This window comes from Ruegeria sp. D4 (genome assembly GCF_056534475.1).
On sequence record NZ_JBQFPJ010000001.1, the window covers coordinates 615,284 to 633,387 of the forward strand.

The 18,104-nt window shown below is 56.2% G+C and carries 20 protein-coding genes and 1 other RNA gene; 6 read left to right on the top strand and 15 right to left on the bottom strand.

Features of this window, described 5'->3' with window-relative positions; translation table 11 throughout:
* The 15 genes from lpxA to ACR0MI_RS03150 form a co-directional block, all read right to left on the bottom strand.
* Positions 1–786 (bottom strand): acyl-ACP--UDP-N-acetylglucosamine O-acyltransferase, encoded by a 786-nt coding sequence (lpxA, locus tag ACR0MI_RS03080; RefSeq protein WP_170615079.1) that lies wholly within the window; start codon positions 784–786, stop codon positions 1–3.
* Positions 783–1,256 (bottom strand): 3-hydroxyacyl-ACP dehydratase FabZ, encoded by a 474-nt coding sequence (gene fabZ / locus ACR0MI_RS03085; RefSeq protein WP_170615080.1) that lies wholly within the window; start codon positions 1,254–1,256, stop codon positions 783–785. Before fabZ ends, lpxA begins: the two co-directional genes overlap by 4 nt.
* 72 nt (positions 1,257–1,328) lie before the next feature.
* A complete protein-coding gene (locus ACR0MI_RS03090; RefSeq protein ID WP_480440266.1) occupies positions 1,329–1,913 on the bottom strand; it encodes an OmpH/Skp family outer membrane protein in 585 nt (194 codons plus the stop codon).
* A 13-nt stretch (positions 1,914–1,926) separates the two neighbouring features.
* Positions 1,927–4,287 (bottom strand): outer membrane protein assembly factor BamA, encoded by a 2,361-nt coding sequence (gene bamA / locus ACR0MI_RS03095; protein WP_170615082.1) that lies wholly within the window; start codon positions 4,285–4,287, stop codon positions 1,927–1,929.
* 127 nt (positions 4,288–4,414) lie between these two features.
* Complete coding sequence (locus tag ACR0MI_RS03100) at positions 4,415–4,543, bottom strand: hypothetical protein (RefSeq protein WP_480713544.1); 129 nt, start codon at positions 4,541–4,543, stop codon at positions 4,415–4,417.
* Between the two features lie 90 nt (positions 4,544–4,633).
* Positions 4,634–5,986, bottom strand: a complete 1,353-nt coding sequence (gene rseP, locus ACR0MI_RS03105; protein ID WP_480853597.1) for an RIP metalloprotease RseP — start codon at positions 5,984–5,986, stop codon at positions 4,634–4,636.
* 4 nt (positions 5,987–5,990) lie between these two features.
* Positions 5,991–7,163, bottom strand: coding sequence for a 1-deoxy-D-xylulose-5-phosphate reductoisomerase (gene dxr, locus ACR0MI_RS03110; RefSeq protein WP_170615084.1), 1,173 nt, complete (start codon positions 7,161–7,163; stop codon positions 5,991–5,993).
* The gene (locus ACR0MI_RS03115; protein ID WP_170615085.1) at positions 7,163–7,945 is read right to left on the bottom strand and encodes a phosphatidate cytidylyltransferase; all 783 of its coding nucleotides are present in this window, start codon (positions 7,943–7,945) and stop codon (positions 7,163–7,165) included. The genes dxr and ACR0MI_RS03115 overlap by 1 nt, the downstream gene beginning before the upstream one ends.
* Positions 7,942–8,673 (bottom strand): isoprenyl transferase, encoded by a 732-nt coding sequence (locus ACR0MI_RS03120; RefSeq protein WP_170615086.1) that lies wholly within the window; start codon positions 8,671–8,673, stop codon positions 7,942–7,944. Before ACR0MI_RS03120 ends, ACR0MI_RS03115 begins: the two co-directional genes overlap by 4 nt.
* 9 nt (positions 8,674–8,682) lie before the next feature.
* Positions 8,683–9,246 (bottom strand): ribosome recycling factor, encoded by a 564-nt coding sequence (frr, locus tag ACR0MI_RS03125; RefSeq protein ID WP_170618994.1) that lies wholly within the window; start codon positions 9,244–9,246, stop codon positions 8,683–8,685.
* A 185-nt stretch (positions 9,247–9,431) separates the two neighbouring features.
* Complete coding sequence (acuI, locus tag ACR0MI_RS03130) at positions 9,432–10,427, bottom strand: acryloyl-CoA reductase (RefSeq protein WP_480853600.1); 996 nt, start codon at positions 10,425–10,427, stop codon at positions 9,432–9,434.
* 95 nt (positions 10,428–10,522) lie between these two features.
* The gene (locus ACR0MI_RS03135) at positions 10,523–11,626 is read right to left on the bottom strand and encodes a dimethylsulfoniopropionate demethylase (protein WP_170816540.1); all 1,104 of its coding nucleotides are present in this window, start codon (positions 11,624–11,626) and stop codon (positions 10,523–10,525) included.
* Positions 11,627–12,133 carry a DinB family protein gene (locus tag ACR0MI_RS03140; RefSeq protein ID WP_170615112.1) on the bottom strand — a complete coding sequence of 169 codons (507 nt, stop codon included), beginning with the start codon at positions 12,131–12,133 and terminating at the stop codon, positions 11,627–11,629.
* Positions 12,133–12,837: a DUF1326 domain-containing protein gene (locus tag ACR0MI_RS03145; RefSeq protein ID WP_170615090.1), complete on the bottom strand. Its 705-nt coding sequence runs from the start codon at positions 12,835–12,837 to the stop codon at positions 12,133–12,135. Before ACR0MI_RS03145 ends, ACR0MI_RS03140 begins: the two co-directional genes overlap by 1 nt.
* A gap of 4 nt (positions 12,838–12,841) precedes the next feature.
* Positions 12,842–13,633 carry a DUF2182 domain-containing protein gene (locus ACR0MI_RS03150; RefSeq protein ID WP_480552756.1) on the bottom strand — a complete coding sequence of 264 codons (792 nt, stop codon included), beginning with the start codon at positions 13,631–13,633 and terminating at the stop codon, positions 12,842–12,844.
* A gap of 86 nt (positions 13,634–13,719) precedes the next feature.
* On the opposite strand from ACR0MI_RS03150, the gene ACR0MI_RS03155 reads away from it, so the two are divergent.
* The 6 genes from ACR0MI_RS03155 (at position 13,720) to ACR0MI_RS03180 (ending at position 17,977) form a co-directional block, all read left to right on the top strand.
* The gene (locus ACR0MI_RS03155) at positions 13,720–14,451 is read left to right on the top strand and encodes a FadR/GntR family transcriptional regulator (RefSeq protein ID WP_170615113.1); all 732 of its coding nucleotides are present in this window, start codon (positions 13,720–13,722) and stop codon (positions 14,449–14,451) included.
* A 128-nt stretch (positions 14,452–14,579) separates the two neighbouring features.
* Positions 14,580–15,980, top strand: a complete 1,401-nt coding sequence (locus ACR0MI_RS03160; RefSeq protein ID WP_170615092.1) for a selenium-binding protein SBP56-related protein — start codon at positions 14,580–14,582, stop codon at positions 15,978–15,980.
* A gap of 13 nt (positions 15,981–15,993) precedes the next feature.
* Positions 15,994–16,644: a hypothetical protein gene (locus ACR0MI_RS03165; protein WP_170615093.1), complete on the top strand. Its 651-nt coding sequence runs from the start codon at positions 15,994–15,996 to the stop codon at positions 16,642–16,644.
* 62 nt (positions 16,645–16,706) lie between these two features.
* Positions 16,707–17,069: a DUF4345 family protein gene (locus tag ACR0MI_RS03170; RefSeq protein ID WP_170615094.1), complete on the top strand. Its 363-nt coding sequence runs from the start codon at positions 16,707–16,709 to the stop codon at positions 17,067–17,069.
* Positions 17,070–17,105: 36 nt separating this feature from the next.
* Positions 17,106–17,452, top strand: a transfer-messenger RNA (tmRNA) gene (gene ssrA / locus ACR0MI_RS03175).
* Between the two features lie 93 nt (positions 17,453–17,545).
* Positions 17,546–17,977, top strand: coding sequence for an ester cyclase (locus ACR0MI_RS03180; RefSeq protein WP_170615095.1), 432 nt, complete (start codon positions 17,546–17,548; stop codon positions 17,975–17,977).
* The last annotated feature ends 127 nt before the right edge of the window (positions 17,978–18,104 follow it).

Here is an 18,104-nt window from a genome sequence, read left to right on the forward strand (position 1 = left end):
CTACTTCCCCGGTGTCAGGAATGAACGGTCACTGTGTCCGGTCACGAAATCGACGATGCGCCGCACATACTCACTGTTGTTGCCTTCGCCGATCCGGTGGGCCCGGTCCATGAACGTCCCCTCGCCGCTCGACAGCTCGCGGAAAGCCGCGCGCAAGGCGGCGATATCTTCGCGCGGAACGCCCCGGCGTTTCAAACCAACGAGGTTCAACCCGTCGAGTTCGCCACGAGGTGCCTGAACAAGTCCATATGGAATTACGTCGTTGGCGACCATTGTCAGCGCCCCGATAATGGCACCGCGACCAACGCGGACCCATTGGTGCAAACCGGATATGCCGCCGACGATTACGTCATCTTCGACAATGCAATGCCCTGCAGCCCCGGCGTGGTTGACCATGATGACCCGATTGCCGATCTGCACATCATGCGCCACATGAACACCCGCCATCAAAAGACAATCGTCGCCTACCCGCGTAACACCGCCACCACCATCTGTTCCGGTGTTGATTGTCACATGTTCGCGAATGCGGTTCCGCTGACCAATTTCCAGCCGGGTGTTTTCGCCACCGAACTTCAGATCCTGCGGTATCTCACCGATGACCGAAAAATTGAAGATAACGGTATCCTCGCCAACCGACGTATCGCCGGTCACGACAACATGCGATTTCAGTTCCACGCGATCTGCCAGTTTGACCTGCGGACCGACATAACAGAACGGACCGATGGCACAGTCCTGCCCAATCTGCGCGCCGTCTTCGATGATTGCGCTGGGATGGATGCGGCTCATGTTGTTTTTTCCATGTCCCAGTCGACATAGGCGGAAAACTCAGCCTCGGCCGCAACCTCGCCATCTACGGTTGCCCGACCGCTGAATTTGAAGATCTTGCCGCCCTTTTTGCCACGCACGGTTTCAACGTGCATTTCGAGCACATCTCCGGGAACCACTTTCCGGCGAAATTTGCACTTGTCGATGTTCATGAAATAGATCAGCAGCTCGCTGTCGATGACATCCATTCCGACACCCAGCATGACACCGGCGGTCTGGGCCATTGCCTCGACAATCGTCACCCCCGGCATGATCGGCGTTCCAGGGAAATGACCCTGAAAATGAGGCTCGTTCATGGTGACGTTCTTGACGCCGACCGCGGACTGATAGCCGGAAATGTCTACCACCTTGTCGACCAGCAGAAACGGATAGCGATGCGGAAGGATCCGCTGGATCAACTGAATGTCGGCGCTCTTGGTTTCCGTCGTCATGGTAAACGAGTCCCTTCGTGGATTTCTCTTTTTCGAGTGGTTAGCAAGACCCGCGAACAAGGGCAAGCAAGCCTATTCGCTTGCCTTGTTATCCAATCTTCTACCATCGCCGATCATCGCATTGATCCGACGGATGGCCATGTTGGTGATATCGGACGATTCCGCACGGAACAAAACATTCGACTGTTCGAGGATTACCGATGCCCCGGTCTCTCGCAAGAGGTCGACCAGAACCGGTTGCACCATCTCAAAAAACAGCTTGCGGGAGTTTTCGCTCCGGCGGGCGAGCGCATCAAGTTTGGCCCGCTGTCCTTCGCGGTGGGATTGCACCTTGTCATCGAACGCTTCGGCGAGTGGCCGGAACTCTTCGGCTGTCAACGTCGACCGCCTTTCCGTCAGTTCCTTTTCTTCCTTGCTCAATTCGGCAACGATTCGTTCGTTTTCTTCCGCCAACAAGGCACTTTCGGCGTCAATTTCGCGCAGGATGCGCTGACCGAATTCTGACCCAGCGAAAAGGCGTTCGCTGGACAATGTCAAAACACCAGATTGCGGCACACCCAGTTGCTGTGCCGTACCTTGCGTTGCAACTCCGCCAAGCAAAAGCAGAATGACAAAAAGGGCCCGAACCGGGCCCTGAATGTCTGGAATAAACCGCATGACCATCAAAGGATCAGAACTGAGCCTGAATGGTCAGGTCAAAGCTGCGCTCCTGGTCAAAGTCTTCCTTTTTGAGTGCTTTGGAGAAGTTAAAGCGCAATGGGCCAAACGGTGTATCCCAAAGAACTGACACGCCCAGAACATGGCGAATTGAGCCATCAGCACCGACGATATTCGCCCCTGCGGTATTGACGTTGTCGATGTTGTAGAGGTTGCCGACGTCGTAGAAAACACCACCGCGCAGGCCCAGTTCTTCGGGGAGGCCAAGCGGGAAATCAGATTCGAAGCGGGCCACCCAGTAATAGTTGCCGCCAATCGCATCATCCTGACCGTTCGACAGATCGCGCGGGCCGATACCAGCCGGATCGAAGCCGCGGAAGGTACTTGGGCCAAGAACAAAGCGATCCACGGTTCGGCTGAAATCGTTGCCTCTCCAATGGAATGCGCCCATTTCCAGTGAAGCGCGCAGGACGACCTCTTCGCTCAGAACACGTGTCTGGGCGATGCCGCGCGCGGTCGATTTGATGAACTTGTCGTCGCCCCCAAGTCCGGCCGCGTCCACACCGACCTCAAACAGGACACCAGCGTTTGGATTCAGACCGGCGAGCCGGCTGTCATACACATAGGAAATACCCAAGGCACTGCTGCTGCGTTCCCCTTGCGCAATTTCCGAGGCAATCACGGCACCGTTGATCTGGTTGTCCTGCTGCGTCATTTCACTGCGGTCCCAGCTGTAACGCAGGCTCAGCGACGAAAGTTCGCCAATCGCATAGCTGATTTGCGGGGTGAAGAAGACTGTGTCGGTGTCATAGCTTGCAAAGCTCGAATTGGTTGTCGAAAGACCAAGGCCTAGATCGAAGCGCAGCTTCCGGCCCAACAGATAGGGTTCGGAAAAGTTGATGACGTATTGTTCCGAATCCTGCGCGGTTGAAAGCGAAAGACCCAAGTTCTGTCCGCGTCCCAGGAAGTTGGATTCGTTCAGACCGATCGCAATACCAAATCCGTCAGCGGCCGAGAAACTACCGCCAAGGCTGAGAGAGCCGGTTGGCTGTTCTTCGACGTCCACATCAACGATGACCTGACTGGGCGATGACCCTTCACGAGGTTCCACATCCGCCGTTGCGAAGAAACCAAGGGCACGAATACGCTCGGCGCTCTGGCGAATTTCGCGGGGGTTGAACGGATCACCTTCGACGGTATCGAACTGACGGCGGATCACACGGTCCAAGGTCGTCGTGTTTCCTTCAATGTCGATCCGTTCGACAAAAATCCGCGGACCGCGGGTCAGAACAAATTCGACGTTGAGCGTCAGATCTCTCTCGTTACGGGTAACACGCGGCTCTACCCGCAGGAAATCAACGCCCTGCTTCAGACCCAACCGTTCCTGCCGGGCGATCGAGTTTTCGACCAGAGAAGGCGAATACGTTACGCCCGGCTTGATTTTCAGGGCTTGCTGGTACGCGGCAGCGTCTACGCCGGGAATTTCGCTGACAGTCGTGATTTTTCCAAACGAGAACTTCTGGCCTTCGGTGATGTTCATCACCAGAAAGAACGCATCCCGTTCGCGGGTGAATTCTACATTTGCGCTGTTGACCCGAAAGTCGACATAGCCCCGTGACAGGTAAAAGTCGCGAATAACCTGTTTGTCGAATTCGATACGGTCCGCGATAAACGTGTCGCCGCGCAGGAAAGTCCGCAGGATGTTCGCTTGCTTGGTCTCCAGAACCCTGCGCAGGCGCCGGTCGGAATATGCGCGGTTGCCGACAAAGCTGACCCGCTCAACTTCGATCGTTGTGCCTTCGGCAATTTCGAACACCAAGTCGACACGGTTATCGCTGCGCCGGATAATGCGCGGAATGACAGTTGCAGCAACGCGACCCTGTGCCGAGTAAATATCAGCAATCAGGTCCGCGTCCGCTTCGGCAACCTGAGGCGTAAAGACCCTGCGCGGCTGCGAGGAAATCGCATCCATCAGGACATTGTCCTTAACGCGACGATTGCCCTCGATGCTGATCTGGTTGATCGTGGGGTATTCCTGAACCTCGATTACCAATATCGACCCGCGCGGTGTCAGTTCGACTGTTTCAAAAACACCACTGTCAAGCAATCGCTGATAGGCATCATTCAACTGTCCTGCCGTCACGGTTTGACCCGGTTCGATTCCGGTCCGCGAGATAATCGTCGAGGTTTCGATGCGTCGGTTACCTTCCACCTGGAAGGAATTGATCGTGAAGTTCTGGGCATGTGCCGTCTGCGGCGCAGCCACGAAACTCATTGCACTAAAAAGAAAAAGAAACGTTAGTGTGCGCCACAAAATATTGTTTGCAGTCTTGTTCACACCGCAGAATATGCCCACGCCCCGCCTGTCCGTCATTTTTTTCACTACCCAGAATTTTCAGACTTTTAATGCTGAGTAACGGGATTGAAGGGTCTTGTCAAAAGCGCAAAAACACAAAACGGCCCAGCGGGCCGTCTAAATCAATCAACATGTTGGGCGAGAATCACATACCTGCCAGGTATGCCCCACCTGCAAGCGCCAGAGCTGTCGCGCCAAAGCACAAAAGAACATCCCAGTTCAATATGAACAGAACGCTGAACCCTTGATAGGATTTTTGCAGAGTCTTTGGCATCGGTCTCTAAACCTGTCTTTCAATACACCAAACAATCTTAGCCATGGATTTGGGCAAGATTGCGGCATCAATGTGCGCGGGGCGTCACATTCAGCAGAACAGGTCGTTGCTAACAGAAAACAGCATCAGTCCAAGTATCAAACTGATCCCTACTCCCATCAGAATCCGCAAGACTGCGTCGCTTGGCGGTTTGCCCGCGACCGCTTCATACGCGTAGAACACCAGATGACCGCCATCCAATGCCGGGATCGGGAACAGATTCAGAAGGCCTACGGCCGTCGACAGAACCGCGATGAAGAACACAAAACTCTGCGCGCCCTGACTGGCCATTGCTCCGGATGTCTCGGCAATACCGATAGGACCGGACATGTTGCAGGTGCTGATCGCCCCAGTAATCATATGCCAGATGCCAGACAAAGAACCGTTGATCACGCGCAAAGTCTGTCGTGCACCGCCCGTCAGGGAATCCAACAAACCCGCCGGAACGGTAGCCGGTTCCAGCATCATCCCGCCAACGATCCCGATACGCCAATGCGTTACGAATCCGCCGTCCGGCTGAGGTTCATCCGTACGTCTTGGGGCTAAGGCAAATTCCAGATCGGCGCCGTCCCGCCAGACGTTCAGCAACAGCACACGCCCGTCAGATCCTTCGACCCGCTCTTTCAATTGCTCGAAGGCAAAAATGTGGTCTCCATCCACTGACGTAATCACGTCGCCCGATGCCAGTTGAATGTCCATTGCAGCACTGCGCGGTGTAACCTGCTGGATCAGCGGCGGAAACAGCCAGGGCGCGGACACATTCAGTGTCTCGCCGTCCCGGATGATGGTGTATTCCAGGCTCGGTTCAACCGGCAGAGACTCGGTAAACTCGGTCCACGAGATTTCCTCGTCGAAATCCGGGGTAGGAATACCGGCAATTGCGATGATCTCATCGCCTTCCCGCAACTCCTGAACAGAACCGGGCAATGGTTGGAGTTTGCCCACCGTTAGTGGCTCTCGTGAAACACCCTGAGACCAGAAGATCAGCCCGAAAACCAGGATGGACATTGCGAAGTTGAACGCGGGCCCCGCCGCGACGGTCGCCGCACGGGCCCACAAAGGTGCACCGTGCATGGTACGGCGTACTTCTTGAGGGCTTTGTTCTGTAATTTCGTGCATCGCAGCTTCGTCCTTGCCCGAAGCAGCGTTGGCATCCCCCAGAAACTTGACGTAACCGCCGAACGGCAACAGTGCGATCTGCCATTTTGTCCCGCGCTTGTCCATGCGGCTCCACAGGACAGGCCCGAATCCGATGGAAAACACCTCGGCATGAATGCCGGACCAACGTCCAACGATATAATGGCCGTATTCGTGCACCGCGACGATGACGGACAGTGCAACCACAAAAGCAACAATCGTGTACAGCAGGCTGCCGAATTGAGGGATCAGGGAAAGAGTGTCCAAGGGTTTATCCTGCTCGTTGGAGTATGGCTTCGTCGACCCATTGACGTGCCAGATGGTCCGTTTTTTGCACATTATCAAGGGTCATAGGGGCATCAATAAGGCCATCTTCTGTATCAAATCTGTCCAGAACCGCTGCAACGGTATCGCCCATCTCAAGAAATCCGATGTCCTTGGCGATAAATCTGTCAAGAGCACGTTCTTTGGCCGCGTTGAAGACGGCACCGGAAAGACCCCCACGGGCCATCACCTCGCGCGCCAGCCGCAACGCGGGGTACCGCGATTCGTCAGGGTCCTGAAACCGAAGCTGCCCAAGCCGTGCTAGGTTCAGACGGTCGACCGGCAGGCTCTGCCTTTCGGGCCAGTGCAGAGCGTAGCCAATGGCATGGCGCATATCCGGTGCACCCATATGGGCCATGACAGCGCCGTCACTAAACCCGACCAGTGCATGTACAATCGATTCCGGGTGGATCAGAACTTCGATCTGGTCCGGGTCTATTCCAAAGAATTCTTTCGTTTCAATTACCTCCAGCGCCTTATTGAACATTGATGCGCTGTCGATGGTAATCCGTTGTCCCATGTTCCAATTGGGGTGACTCGACGCTTGCTCGACCGTCGCGAGGGCCAGGTCCGACAAGGGCCAATCACGAAACGCCCCGCCGCTGGCGGTAATGATCACCCGTTCGACGGTCTCAATGTTTTCTCCGACCAGCGCCTGAAACACGGCCGAATGTTCACTGTCCACAGGCAGCAGGCGCGCGTTGTGTTTGCGCGCAGTCTCCAGAACCAGAGAACCAGCACACACCAGCGTCTCTTTGTTTGCCAAGGCCAGCGTCGCCCCTTGTTTCAGGGCTTCGATGCCCGGAGTTAACCCGGCTGCACCCACAATGGCCGACATTACCCAGTCGGCCGGGCGGGATGCAGCCTCGGCCAGTGCTTTTTCGCCTGCCGCGACCGCAACCCCGCTGCCGGAAAGGGCGTCCCGCAAATCCTCAAGCCGGTTTTCATGGGCGGTCACGGCCAGATCGGCGCCGAGCCGGCGCGCATCTTCGGCCAGTTGTCGGATGTTTGCCCCGCCCGTCAGAGCAACAACATCGTAGGACGAGGGATTTCGGGCGATCAGGTCAATGGTGTTTTGACCGATGGAACCGGTCGCGCCAAAAATTGAGATCTTGCGCATTACATAACCCCGGGGGCGTAGAACAACCCTGCGATCAATACGAACAAGGCAGCCCCCATCATTCCATCGAACCGGTCAAGAAAGCCGCCATGCCCTGGTATCAGGTTCGAGCTGTCCTTGACGCCAAACTTTCGTTTAACCGCGCTTTCCACGATATCTCCGGCCTGACTGGCCATCGACGCCAGCACCGTAATCAGCACAAACAACACACCAAAGCCTGCCTGCATCGCGACAACACCGCCAACAATGGCTGCGGCAACCCAACCGCCGGCCGTACCGGACCATGTTTTCTTCGGGCTTACCTTGGGCCAAAACTTAGGGCCGCCAAACGTTTTGCCAACAAAATACCCTGCAACATCTGTTGCGACGACAACGGCGATCAGCCAGACCATCCAGCCAAAACCCATGGTTTCACGGATCGAGATGAAACCCAGGCCAGCAGCAGCGATCCAGAAGGCAAACGCGGCATAAAGCCCTTTTGCCCGACTGATCTGCCCTGCCCCGACCAGCGCAGGTGCCAGCAAAAACGGCAACGTGTAAAGCGCAGGCAGGTGATAGCTGAGAACAACGGCAACCCCGGTCAAAATCCCCAACTGAACCGCCAGACCGGTTTGACCCGGATCAATCATGCGAACCAGTTCCCAGGTCATGATGGCGCAGGCCGCAGCGATGAATGCTTCGAACCACAATCCGCCAAGCCACACTTCCACAGCACCGATAGCAACCAGAACAGCTGCCGACAGAATTCGGGCCGTCAGGTCAGACCATCGACCATCACTCATGCGAGAACTGCGCCAAAGCGGCGCTCGCGCGAGCCAAAGTTCCGACACAAATGTTCAAGTTCAGCTGCTGTGAAATCCGGCCAAAGCGTGTCGATGAACTCATATTCGGAATAGGCTGACTGCCACAGAAGAAAGTTCGAAATCCGCGCTTCGCCGCTGGTGCGAATTACAAGGTCCGGATCCGGAAGAACATGCGTATCCAAGTATCTTGGAAGCGTTTCTTCATCCACATCTTCGGGGCGCAACCGGCCCGCTGCCACGTCGCGCGCCAGACGTTGCGTAGCGCGGGCAACTTCATCCCGCCCGCCGTAGTTCAGGGCAACCGTGAGATGGACCAAGTCATTGTCTCGGGTTTCTTCCTCAAGCGAGTCCATCAGTCTGGTCAGCTTGGAATCCAGACGCACCCTGTCACCGATAAAGCGAACGCGAATACCGTTTTCCTTCAGCGTTCGCGTTTCTTTGATGATGTATCGGCGAAACAGGCTCATCAGTCCGGCGACTTCAACCTGTGTTCGTTTCCAATTCTCTGTCGAAAAGGCGAATACGGTCAGATACTTCACGCCAAGACCGGGGCAAGCTTCGACCACCTCGCGAACACGCCGCGCACCTGCGTGATGTCCATACAGCCTAGGCCGGCCACGTGCTTGAGCCCAACGACCATTGCCATCCATAATGATGGCGACATGGCGCGGTCCGGCGGCGATAGGAGTGCGGGGATCGTTGGGCATTCTTCCGGCTCAGACCTGCATAATTTCTGCCTGTTTGGTCTCTAGTGCGGTATCAACCGATTTAATCATCTCATCGGTCAAATCCTGCACCTCGGTCTCCCAGAATTTCTGGTCGTCTTCAGACATGCCGTCGGACTTGGCCTTCTTGATCTGGTCCATGCCATCCCGGCGCACGTTCCGAATGGAGATCCGTGCGCTTTCAGCGTATTGCCCTGCAACCTTGCCCAGTTCGCGACGACGCTCTTCGTTCAACTCGGGGATCGGCAGCATGATGATGGTGCCGTTCAGTTGAGGATTTATGCCCAACCCACTTTCCCGAATGGCTTTTTCCACTTTGCCGACAAGGGACTTGTCCCACACGTTCACGGTGACCATCCGGGGTTCCGGCACGTTGACGGTACCCACCTGGTTGATCGGGGTCAGCGAACCATAGGCATCTACCATGATCGGCTCCAGCATCGACGCTGATGCCCGGCCAGTCCGCAGGGAAGCAAATTCGGTTTTCAGGTTTGCCATTGCGCCGTCCATGCGGCGTTTCAAATCATCAGTGTCCAGTTCAAAATCGTCAGACATGCTGCTCACTCCCCGTTTTCAGGTACTGTTGGAATGGGTCTTAAGCCATCGCAAATGGGATGTATAGCAATGATGAGCCGGAATTGCGCCAATGACCAGAGGTGTTTCCGGCATTTTTGAGGTGTTTCCTCGGCAAAAGAACCGGCCAGCATTGGCGCTGGCCGGTTAGAAAATCACTGGCTGCGTCACGCGTTTACATCAACGACAACACGGCCCTGAACCTGTCCTTGAAGAATATCCGCGCCAAGTTTGGGCAAATCGCTTAGGGATGCAGGCTGTACCATGGCGTCCAGTTTTTCCATTGGCAGGTCTGTCGCGGTACGTTTCCACGCACGCACCCTGTTGTCATAAGGCTGCATCACGCTGTCGATTCCCAACAGGTTGACGCCCCGCAGCAGGAACGGGATGACCGTCGCAGGCAGGGCCGCCCCACCGGCCAGACCAACCGCGGCAACCGATGCGCCATATTTCATCTGTCCCAGAACCCGGGCCAGCATCGCACCGCCTACCGCGTCGATGCAGCCTGCCCAGGTCTCGCTTTCCAGCGGGCGTTTTGTGGTCTCGTTCAGATCCTCGCGCGGAACGATCGTGGTCGCGCCCAGAGATTTCAGATAATCGGCAGCTTCCGCGCGCCCCGTTACTGCGGCAACTTCATAGCCCAGGTTGGCCAGTATCGCAGTTGCCACGGACCCAACGCCGCCGGCCGCGCCTGTTACCAGCACAGGACCCTGACCCGGCTGCAGGCCATGGTCCTCCAGCGCCATGACCGCAAGCATGGCAGTGAAACCAGCTGTTCCCACAGCCATCGCCTGCCGCGCGTCCAACCCATCGGGCAACGGAACCAGCCAGTCGGCCAGTGCGTTGGCTTTCTGCGAATAGCCGCCCCAATGGGCCTCACCCACGCGCCAGCCGGTCAGAACCACTTTGTCGCCCGGATTGTATCTGTTGTCCGAAGACGTCTCGACCGTTCCTGCGTAGTCGATGCCGGGTATATGCGGATAGCTGCGGACCAGCCCGCCGCCTTTGGCCGACAAGCACAGACCGTCCTTGTAATTTATGGTCGAGTATTCGACGGCGACTGTAACCTCGCCATGGGGCAGATCATCAATCGACAGTTCTTTGATCGACGCACTGGCCAACCCGCTTTCTTCGTCTTTCTCCATTACCAACGCATTGAACATCGTGCTTTCCTTTCCTTTTCACAGCCAGGACATCGCATTTACCTGGTAAGATTTTTCGGGGTGGTGTGCAGTGACGAGGGCATAGCCCCTGCCCGTCAGGCCCAGAATTTGGCCTGAACAACCGCCTTGCGCATGCCCCGTGAAGTTTGAATTTCCAGTTCCGTACCCGCAGCCCAATGGCTGGCGTGTACCATTCCGATTGCAACATTTGTTTCGAAATCCGGCGACCAGACGGCCGATGTGACCTGCCCGACCCTGTTCCCTTCGCTGAAGGCTGGCCAGGCCCGGTCGCACGGGGGTACTGGATCGCCGTCAATCGCGACCGGCCGGATCTGCTGTTTGGGACCCTTCTCGGAGGCCGTCACCAGAGCGTCCCGACCCACACATTCCGTCACGACGTCCGTATTGCAGAACTTGCCCAACCCGCATTCATGCGGGGTGTTTTCGTGGGTCATGTCGTTACCATAAGACAAAAGCCCGCCTTCGATGCGTTCAATCAGGTTTGGGCAACCGGCGCGCACATGCAGATCTTCCCCGGCTTGGAAAAGGGCGTTCCATAGCGGCATACCGATATCACTGCCGTCTACATAAACCTCGAACCCGCCCTGTTTCGAATATCCGGACCGCGCGATAACAAGATCGCGCCCTTGAAACTGGAACAGGCCGAACCGGAAAAACCGGATGTCGCGGATCCCATCGCCGATAACACGCGCCATCAACTCATCAGATTTTGGGCCTTGAATCGCCAGAGGCGAGACATCCGGTTCCCAAACCTGAACATCCAGTGCAAGCCCATTCGCCAAGCCATTGACCCAGAACAACAAGTCACTGTCCGCTATCGAGATCCAAAAGCGGTCTTCGGACAATTTCAGCGCGACGGGGTCGTTCAGCATACCTCCGGCTTGGTTCACGATCGGAACATAGTAGCACTGACCGGTCACCATTCTGCTCAGATCACGCGGGGTGAGCATCTGCAGCAGGCGCGCCGCATCAGAACCGCGAACCTCGATCTGACGCTCGCAAGAAACATCCCAAACCTGAACGTGGGTCTTGAGATGGCGACAATCCGCTTCAAGCGACTCGAACACCGTCGGCAACAACATCCTGTTGTAAACCGTGTACGCTTTGACACCCGCTTCCTCGACGCCTTCGGAAAAAGGTGTTCGGCGCAGTCGGCGTGACGGTGAAATCAGGGCCATTCAGGCACCCTCCGGCAGAAAAACCAGATCACTGACCGGCGCGGATGAGCCGGCTTCCGTCAACATCTTGTGCAACTGTCCCCGATGATGGGTCTGGTGATTGAACATGTGGATGACGCATTGCGCGTAAGGCTTTGTAACATCAGCTTCTTTTGCGGCTGAAAACCAGGTAAAGTCTCCGGTCAAGACGTCGTCACCCAACTCGTCGGCCCATTTGGCAATACGGACATCAACAGTCTCACGAAGCGGTAGCCAATCGGACAGACCAGCGCAGACAGAAGTGCTTTCCGGGATCCCGCCACCCGGTCCCGTTCCCTTGTCAAAGCGCGAAATCCAGATCCAGTCACCCCACAAAAGATGGTTGGCCGTTCCCATGATCGAGCCAAAGAACGCACCACGCTCACGCGTCAGTTCTTCTTGTGGCAGCGCTTGCAGGAATCCTTTTAACTGGCTGTTCTGCCAGTTATTGTATCTGGCCATTTGACGCGCATAGGCACCTGTAATCATCATTTGGGCCCATGCCAGTCGATGGGGCAGATTTCAGCGGACTTGCCACCAAAATCCCAGACCCGGCCATAATCGCGAACCTTTGATTTGTTTCCCTTCGCGACAATGATGTCCGGTCCCATCCAATACTTCGAGTTGGAGACCATCACCGGATGCTCGGGGTCTTTGCCTGCCAGCATTTCAATTTCACCCTGAATCTTCCGGCCGATCATTATGCGACGTTTGGTACCGTCCCGCTCAATCTCGACCGGAGCACGCTCGGCCCCGATGATTTCACTGACCAGCATTGTAAAAAGCCCGGTCGTTCCGCCGGCCTGCCCGCTGAATATCTGAAGCAAGCCATTATACGCCTTGCCGCTGGCGCGTTCGTCCACATACGCGGCCACTTTCCACTGGCCTTCCCCCATACGGCCGGGAATATCGACCAGCAATCCCACGTTCAGGCCCGACAGGTCCTCACCTTCATAGTGCCCCTCATCAATGATGATACCCATCCAGGCGTGGCAGTGTCCCTCGGTCGGGGGATGCGCGCCCAGCGAAACCACGCAGGGGCAAAACACATCGCAGGAGCAATTCAGGATCAGCTCACCCTTGATGGACCAGTCCGTCGGGCTCATCTCGCGGCGTTTGGGGTTCGGCATGCGACTGTCGATCCGCTGGCTGATCGGAAGCTTGTCGGAATCCTTTTTTCTGTTTTTAGCCATAAGCTTACCCTCCGTAAATAATAGGATACACGAGCAGAAGAAGGCCACCCGTGATCAATGCGAACCCCAGCGGTCGTGTGACCGCGTGACCGATCTGGGGTAGTTTTTCCAAAACCATGAACAGGGTCGCCAGACCCATCCACAACAGGCTCATGACACCGCCCACAAACCCCAGCGCCATGAAGCCCCAGCAACAGCCAACACAAAATGCGCCCAGCCCAAGCCCCATCCGCAAGCCACCCAGGAAACCGGTCTTCCAGTGGCCAAGGAAGTACGTCATCGGGGCGTGACACACACCATGACACACCTCTTTGGCGCGACTGAACTGAAAAGCGCCCACAACGATCATAAGTCCAGCGGCGAAATAGCCGGATTTGGCGATACCGAGCATGTCGATAATGCCGCCAAAAAGCAGCGAAAGCTGAACCGCGGCGATAAAGGCGGCAAATCCAACCCAAACCAGAAAATACCCAGCCAAAACGCCGACCCAACCGGCACGCGTTCCATTGGCGCTGTGGATAAGATCATCGTAACTGCGCAGCGTCGGAACCAAAGTCGGCAACATCATGGCCGCCATCATGATAGCCCACATCCAGAACAGAGGACCAAACTCCGCCATGGGCATGTACATGTCCATGCGCGGGTCCATCACGCGCATCGCCTCGCCCATCGGACCCGGACGCCCGATCAGATCGAGGTCCATGTCGCGGCTCATTGAGAACATCATCCACCACGCCCAGAGGATCGTGATGTAGAAACTCAGCCAAAGACCGCTGCGTAAAACTGCGCGACTCACTCGCTCCTCCCGACTCAGTCCTTGCATTTCAAATGTCAGACTTTTAAATGTCAGACAAATAAAAACTGAGTTTTGGCGTGTCGGACATGAAAGTTGATCCCAAAAAACCGGCTGACTTGTCGGCACAGATCGCTCAGGCCATTCGCGACGCCATTGTCTCGGGTGAGTTGATTGTCGATGCGCGCCTGCCGTCCGAGGCCGAGTTGTCGGAACAGTTTGAGGTCTCACGGCCGACCGTGCGCGAGGCGCTCAAAAGGCTCGCCGCGCAATCGCTTATCCGAACCCAGCGTGGCGCTTCAGGTGGTGCTTTTGTCAACAAACTGAGCTTTGAGGACGCCTATTCGCAGCAAGTCACCACCTCGACCCTGTTGCTGTCAATGAATGCTGTCAGCTTCGACACCGCCTGCGAAGCCCGTTACGCGCTCGAGCGGGCCTGTGCCGCCCTTTCGGCAGAGCGTCACACCCCGGATCACCTGGCCACAATGCGGGCCGAAATCTATCGTCAGTCACAACCCGGGCTGACGGATGAAGCTTTTTGTGCCTCGGATGTTGCCTTTCATCGCGCTTTGGTCGACGCCGCAGGCAATCCGGTTTTGTCCTACCAGCTGGCGGGTGCGGTCGAAGCGATGCAGCCGCTGATGAACATGATCACCTTCTCCGCCCGCTCCCGGGAAGAGATCATTGCGCTGCACAACCGGATCGCCGATTCGATTGAGGCGCGGGATGCGGTGGCGGTGGACCGCACGCTCGTCGAACTGGAAACCTACACGAGGCAACTGGCCCATGACGTGGCTGAACGCCGACGCAACCCAGCCTGATTTCGCATCAGATAAAGCTTGACGGAGGAGGCAGACGAAAACGACACTCGGGCAGGCAGCATGACAGCCGGCATGAAGACCGGATCTCTCAATGCAAATTGAATTACAATTACTTACGGGAGGACGTTATGAACCAAAGACCGGACCCAACCTTTTACCCATCCGCCAAGCTGGCGATGGAGGGCCCAACGGAAACTCTGGCCTTCACGCTGATGCTCAGCCCCGACTTTTCGCAACCGGATGGTCTGGCTGTCGTTAACGTCGATCCGACTTCGGCGGATTACGGAAAAATCGTTCATGAGGTGATCATGCCCGAAAAGGGTGACGAGTTTCACCATTTCGGCTGGAACGCCTGCTCATCATCGCTGTCGCCGCTCAGCGGCCATGCATTTCTAGAACGCCGCTATCTGATCATTCCCGGCATACGGTCCAGCCGCATTTACATCATCGATGTCAAAAACCCGCTGGAAGCGAAGATTCACAAGATCATCGAACCCGAGGAAGTTTTTGCCAAGACTGGATATTCCCGGCCTCATACCATTCACTGCGGCCCCGAAGGCATCTACGTCAGCACATTGGGTGGCGGTGGCAAAGACGGCACAGACGGCCCGCCGGGTATCTTCATCATGGATTGCGAAAGCTTCGAGATCATAGGCCGATATGAAATCGAACGCGGGGTTCAGGACAAACACTATGACTTCTGGTGGAACCTGCCGCGCGATTACATGGTCAGTTCCGAATGGGCGCTGCCGCCGCAGTTTGAAAACGGGATCGTGGCCGAGGATCTGCTGTCGAACAAGTACGGCCACCGCATCCATTTCTGGAACCTGCGCAGCCGCACGAATATCCAAACCATCGATCTGGGTGAAAACCATCAGATGGCGTTGGAAATCCGCCCGGCGCATGATCCGGTCAAACAACACGGCTTCTGTGGGGTTGTGGTCGATACCACGAATTTACAGGGGGCTATTTTCACCTGGTGGCGCAACGATGACGGGACATTCGAAGCCAAGAAGACCATCACAATCGATCCGCAACCCGCTGATCCCGATGATCTTCCCGATCTTCTCAAGGGGTTCTCGGCCGTTCCGCCTCTGGTCACGGATATCGATCTGAGTCTGGACGACAAGTACCTCTACGTCGCCTGTTGGGGCACCGGTGAGATGCATCAATACGATGTGTCGGACCCGATGAACCCGACCCTGGCCGGCAAGGTCGAGATCGGCGGGATCGTCAAAAAGACCAAGCATCCCAACGGCAATGATTTTGGTTACGGACCGCAGATGGTTGAGATCAGCCGGGATGGCAAACGCGTCTACTGGACCAACTCGCTGTACTCCACCTGGGATGATCAGTTCTATCCGGGCGAACGCGGCGCAGCCATGGTCAAGGCCGATGTCGGTGACAATGGCGGCCTGACACTGGACCCGAAGTTCTGGGTCGACTTCCCCAAGGGCTATCGCAGCCACCAGATCCGGCTAGAAGGCGGCGACTGTTCGACGGACAGTTTCTGCTACCCGTCCGTCTGATTTGGAGTTCCTGATGACATCAACGGCCGGCCTGTGGCTGGCCGTTGTGCTTAGCGGTGCATATCACGGCCTGAACCCCGGCATGGGCTGGCCGCTGGCCGTTTCAGCGGCATTGATGGAGCAGAAGCAATCGGCCCTTTGGCGGGCGCTGACTGCCTTGGCTGGGGGGCACTTTCTGGCCATGCTCGGGGTCTTGCTGCCGTTCGCGCTGATGGCGGTTTTGGTGGATTACCAGCGCGAAATTAGGATCGGCGCAGCCCTGATCGTTATCGCCATGGGCCTTTACATCGCGATTGTCCGTCGCCACCCCCGCGCCCTGTCCCGGGTTGCTCCGGGAAAGCTGGCATTGTGGTCATTTCTTGTCGCTCTGGCCCATGGCGCCGCGCTGATGTTGGTTCCAATCTATCTGGGACTATGCAATCTGGATGAGCTGGACGCCGGGCATCGTGCGGTTTCCGAGATCATGACGACCAACGGTCTTCTGGTGCTGGCCGTTGCCGCGCTTCACACAGCAGCGATGGTTTTGGGCGGAGGCATTCTGGCCTATGCCGTCTATCGCTGGTTGGGTCTGCAATTCCTGTCACGAAGTTGGTTCAACCTTGAACTCATCTGGGCACTTAGCCTTATCTTTGTGGGGATACTGGGCCTGTGGTCGGCAATTTAGGTTCTTTCCTTTGCGAAGATGCGCATTACTCTCCCTTTCAACAAAAACGACATGAGACCGGAATGACCCCGACCCTGAATATGCTTGCCGCAATACTGACAATCGGCTTTGGCCTTTTCGGCTTTCTGGCTCCAGCCTGGACTGCGGCTTCACTGGATTTAGCCCCAACAAACAGCACCATGGGCCTGAGCGAGATGCGCGCTTCAGTTGGCGGATTGTTCGTAGTCACCGGTCTTGCCGTCTTGTGGTTCAGTAGCCCAATGGCCTACACGATGCTTGGCGTGGTCTATGCCGGCGCGGCATTGGGCCGGTTCGTATCGATTGCGCTGGACAACCCTCCGTTGGCCAAGGCGATGGTTTTCGGCGGAATCGAACTGGCGTTGGCAATCTGGCTGATCCTGGCAAACTTGAACAAATCAGTTTAATATTCTGAAAAGAAACAATTACATCTGTCAAATTCTGGGTTTGCATCCAATCGGAACGTCACTTATATATGAAGGGTCCTTCGGGACTATGGACATAAACGCGCTCGTAATAAGCGGATCGGACCCGGGGGCGGTACCCGGCGGCTCCACCAATATCCTTCGTTTGGGGAACATGGGGCCGAAACAGGATCGACGAACGTCTAAAGGGGTTAGCTTTGTCTCGGCTGTCTGCCACCGTTATCGGCGAAAATAGTACAATTGCAAACGACAATCGTGCTCCGGTTGCAGTTGCTGCGTAAGCAGTAGCAAGACCGAAACTTAAGTCCTTGCGCCTAGCAGCGTAAGGCGGGGTTCGCAGGTACCTGGCAACAGAAACCTGCATTTCAATGCAATTTGTCCGGTCAGAAACACTCTCTTGTTCAGGGATTGTTCATTCCTTTTTGCCATCGTCACTTCCATCAGAAGGGAGAGCGGCGATGTCACATTCCGAATTGCTCAGGCAGTGGTATTCAGAGGTTTGGGAAAACGGCAACACAGAAGCCATCGGACAGTTCTTTGCCCCCGACACGCTGGCCGAGGGGTTGATCCCGGAAATGCAGGTCGGCGCTGACGATTTCCGTGATCTGGTGACCGCATTCCGGCATATCCTTGGCGACATAAAAGTCGACCTGCCGAAGATAATCGAAGACGGTGATTGGGTTTCTGCCATTGTCCATCTACAGACGACCCGCGCCGACAATGGCGCACCACTACAGGCAAGCGGCAGCGTCATCGCGCGTATCAAAGACGGGTACATGGTCGAGGCTTATAATCAGTTCGACTTTATTTCTTTTTTTGAACAGCTTGGACAGTTTCCCGAAGATACCCTGCCCGTCTGCATGACCGGACAACGACTGGACTGGGCCTGATCAAAACCTGCGACCTTGACCATGAAAGCCGTTCCACGTTAGCAAAGGGTATGGGGTAACATTGCGAACGCCCCGTGAGGCGTCAGCCCAAGTTTCGCATGTATCCGAACGCGACAGGAGACATGCC

Excerpts from the sequence above, each read along its gene's own strand:
- ACR0MI_RS03180 (WP_170615095.1), top strand. The coding sequence starts at position 17,546 with ATGTCACATTCCGAATTGCTCAGGCAGTGGTATTCAGAGGTTTGGGAA.
- ACR0MI_RS03165 (WP_170615093.1), top strand. The coding sequence starts at position 15,994 with ATGACATCAACGGCCGGCCTGTGGCTGGCCGTTGTGCTTAGCGGTGCA.
- ACR0MI_RS03155 (WP_170615113.1), top strand. The coding sequence starts at position 13,720 with ATGAAAGTTGATCCCAAAAAACCGGCTGACTTGTCGGCACAGATCGCT.
- ACR0MI_RS03090 (WP_480440266.1), bottom strand. The coding sequence starts at position 1,913 with ATGCGGTTTATTCCAGACATTCAGGGCCCGGTTCGGGCCCTTTTTGTC.
- acuI (WP_480853600.1), bottom strand. The coding sequence starts at position 10,427 with ATGTTCAATGCGTTGGTAATGGAGAAAGACGAAGAAAGCGGGTTGGCC.
- lpxA (WP_170615079.1), bottom strand. The coding sequence starts at position 786 with ATGAGCCGCATCCATCCCAGCGCAATCATCGAAGACGGCGCGCAGATT.
- ACR0MI_RS03140 (WP_170615112.1), bottom strand. The coding sequence starts at position 12,133 with ATGATTACAGGTGCCTATGCGCGTCAAATGGCCAGATACAATAACTGG.
- ACR0MI_RS03100 (WP_480713544.1), bottom strand. The coding sequence starts at position 4,543 with ATGCCAAAGACTCTGCAAAAATCCTATCAAGGGTTCAGCGTTCTGTTC.
- ACR0MI_RS03145 (WP_170615090.1), bottom strand. The coding sequence starts at position 12,837 with ATGGCTAAAAACAGAAAAAAGGATTCCGACAAGCTTCCGATCAGCCAG.
- fabZ (WP_170615080.1), bottom strand. The coding sequence starts at position 1,256 with ATGACGACGGAAACCAAGAGCGCCGACATTCAGTTGATCCAGCGGATC.
- dxr (WP_170615084.1), bottom strand. The coding sequence starts at position 7,163 with ATGCGCAAGATCTCAATTTTTGGCGCGACCGGTTCCATCGGTCAAAAC.
- ACR0MI_RS03115 (WP_170615085.1), bottom strand. The coding sequence starts at position 7,945 with ATGAGTGATGGTCGATGGTCTGACCTGACGGCCCGAATTCTGTCGGCA.
- ACR0MI_RS03120 (WP_170615086.1), bottom strand. The coding sequence starts at position 8,673 with ATGCCCAACGATCCCCGCACTCCTATCGCCGCCGGACCGCGCCATGTC.
- ACR0MI_RS03170 (WP_170615094.1), top strand. The coding sequence starts at position 16,707 with ATGACCCCGACCCTGAATATGCTTGCCGCAATACTGACAATCGGCTTT.
- frr (WP_170618994.1), bottom strand. The coding sequence starts at position 9,246 with ATGTCTGACGATTTTGAACTGGACACTGATGATTTGAAACGCCGCATG.
- ACR0MI_RS03160 (WP_170615092.1), top strand. The coding sequence starts at position 14,580 with ATGAACCAAAGACCGGACCCAACCTTTTACCCATCCGCCAAGCTGGCG.
- ACR0MI_RS03135 (WP_170816540.1), bottom strand. The coding sequence starts at position 11,626 with ATGGCCCTGATTTCACCGTCACGCCGACTGCGCCGAACACCTTTTTCC.
- bamA (WP_170615082.1), bottom strand. The coding sequence starts at position 4,287 with ATGACGGACAGGCGGGGCGTGGGCATATTCTGCGGTGTGAACAAGACT.